This window comes from Agromyces sp. P1_H4 (genome assembly GCF_056405255.1).
The window spans coordinates 1-2324 of sequence record NZ_JBFUCL010000454.1 but is presented as its reverse complement, the minus strand read 5'-3'; the positions used below and the strand labels follow the sequence as shown (position 1 = coordinate 2324).

Here is a 2324-nt window from a genome sequence, read left to right as displayed (position 1 = left end):
CCGTCGCTGCCGGCGAGGCCCGCGGGCCCGCCGACACCGGCGATGGGATTGACGACGAGTCCGAGCATCTCAGGCGACTGTCTCGGCGAAGTACTTGCGACGGTACGCCCGCCACGTGATGGCCCAGCGGTCGGGGTCGTCGAGGTCGTCGTGGTGGGTGTGGTGCACGCTCTGGCGGTGCGGCGCGGTGCGCACCGTCTCGGCCTCCTCGCGGGCTTCGCGCGCGATCTCAGCGAGCACGCTTGCGTACTCGTCGAGCTCGGCCATCGAATACGACTCGGTGGGCTCGAGGGTGAAGGGCTGCGGCACGACGTAGGGGTGGTGGCTCGTCCAGTAGTGCATGCCGAAGTCGCTCGCGCGCACCCCGATCTCCTCCGACGTGACGCCGGTCTCCTCGAAGAGCTCCTGCCACGAGTACCGCACCTGCTCGATGCGGCGGCGGCCGACCGCGTACGGCGCGGACGCGCCGGGGATCTCGAGCACCTTCTTCATGAGGTAGTTGTTGTTCAGCACCGCGGTCTCGGCGACGGCGCGCAGCCCGGGCGCGCCGAGCGCCATCAGCCAGGCGTAGGCGCGCACGATGTTCGGGATCACGCCGAAGAACGGCCCGACCGCGCCGATCGACCGCTCGTCCTGCTCGTGCACGAGGAAGCGGTCACCCTCGCGCTCCACGCGCGGCCCGGGCAGGAACGGGGCGAGCGCCGCGCTCACCGCGTTCGCGCCGGCACCGGGCCCGCCGCAGCCGTGCGGGGTGCCGAACGTCTTGTGCAGGTTGAAGTGGCAGACGTCGAAGCCGGCGTCGCGGGCGCGCGTGATGCCGAGGATGCCGTTGGCGTTGGCCTGGTCGTAGGAGGCGAGCGCTCCGACGGCGTGCGCGGCATCCACCCACTCGCGGATCGCGGGGTTGTAGATGCCCGTGTCCTCGGGGTTCGTCACCATGATGGCGGCGGTGCGCGGCGACAGCGCCTGCCGCAGCGCGGCGAGGTCGGGGTAGCCGTCGGCATCGGGGTGGAGGGTGATCACGTCGTAGCCGGCCGCCTTCGCCGCCGCGGCGTTCGAGGGGTGACTGAAGATCGTGGTGATGACCTCGCGGCGCTGCCCTCCCTCGCCATTGGCCTCGTGGAACGCGCGGATCATGGCGATGTTCGACCAGATCGCGGCCGAGCCGCCCTGCGTGTGCAGCGACACCTCGTCCATGCCGGAGATCTCGGCGAGCATGCGCTCGGTGGTCCAGACGATCTCGAGCACGCCCTGCGCGTCGGCCGGGTCCTGCAGCGGGTGCATGGCGGTGAGGGCCGGCGTGCCGACGAGCTGGTCGTTCACCTTCGGGGCGTACTTCATGGTGCACGTGCCCTGGCCGATGTCGACGTTCAGGTCGGCGCCGAGGTTCTCCTGCGACAGGCGCAGGTAGTGCTTCAGCACGCGCATCTGCCCGAGCTCGGGAAGGGCGGGCGGCGCAGCACGGCGAAGGCCGGCCGGAAGCGCGGCGACGGCGTCGCCGACGGCCTCACGCACGCCCGGCTCGACGGCCGACACGAGCACGCCGCGTTCGCCCGGCGTGGAGAGCTCGAAGATGATCGGCTCATCCCACCGCGCCTGGTGGAAGCGGCGGACGGCGGGCTTGGGGGCGACGGGAAGGCTCATGCGCGCTGCTCCTCGAGGATCGGGGCGGACTCGGCGTTGACGGATGCTTCGCTGCTGCTCTCCCGCTGGTCGAGGCTCGGGTCGAGTCGGACGGAATCCGTATCGAGACCAGCGGAGCGCGTACCGAGACCCGCTCCGCTCAGGAACTCGGCGAGCGCCGACGCCAGCCGGTCGATGTCGGACTGGCTCGTMATCTCGGTGACGCAGACGAGGAGGCGGTGCTCGGCGACCACCACGCCGGGCTCGATGCCCTGCATGCGGAGGGCATCGACCACGCCCGCCGCGGCGACGCCCGCGCCCGACACGTCGATCGTGAACTCGCGCAGGTGCGCGGCGTCGTCGCCGAGCCTCACGCCCGGGATCGCGGCGAGTCGGAGCTGCGCGTAGCGCGTGCGGGCGAGCAGCACCTCGCCGAGGTCGCGCATGCCCTGCGGTCCCATGAGCGCGAGGTAGACGCCGGCGGCGATGCCCCAGAGGGCGGCAGCCGTGCCGACCCACTCCTTGCCCTCCTCGCGGTGCGCGAACGACGTGCGGTCGTAGGCGACGTCGCCGAACCCGTACTCGCCGGGCACGTCGGTGGTGGCCAGGCCGAAGAGCCGCGAGGGCATCTCCATGATGAAGCGCGGGTCGTCGTGCACGGCGATGAAGCCGCCGTGCGCGCCGCCGAACCACTGGTGCAG

2 protein-coding genes are annotated in these 2324 nt (G+C 71.8%); both read right to left on the bottom strand.

The features are described from left to right. Positions 1–69: 69 nt before the first annotated feature. Positions 70–1644, bottom strand: coding sequence for an aminomethyl-transferring glycine dehydrogenase subunit GcvPB (gene gcvPB, locus AC1DY2_RS18790; RefSeq protein ID WP_476763793.1), 1575 nt, complete (start codon positions 1642–1644; stop codon positions 70–72). Beyond that, a partial coding sequence (locus AC1DY2_RS18785; protein ID WP_476763792.1) for a PLP-dependent aminotransferase family protein occupies positions 1641–2324 on the bottom strand: 684 nt, incomplete at its 5' end. The genes gcvPB and AC1DY2_RS18785, both read right to left, overlap by 4 nt.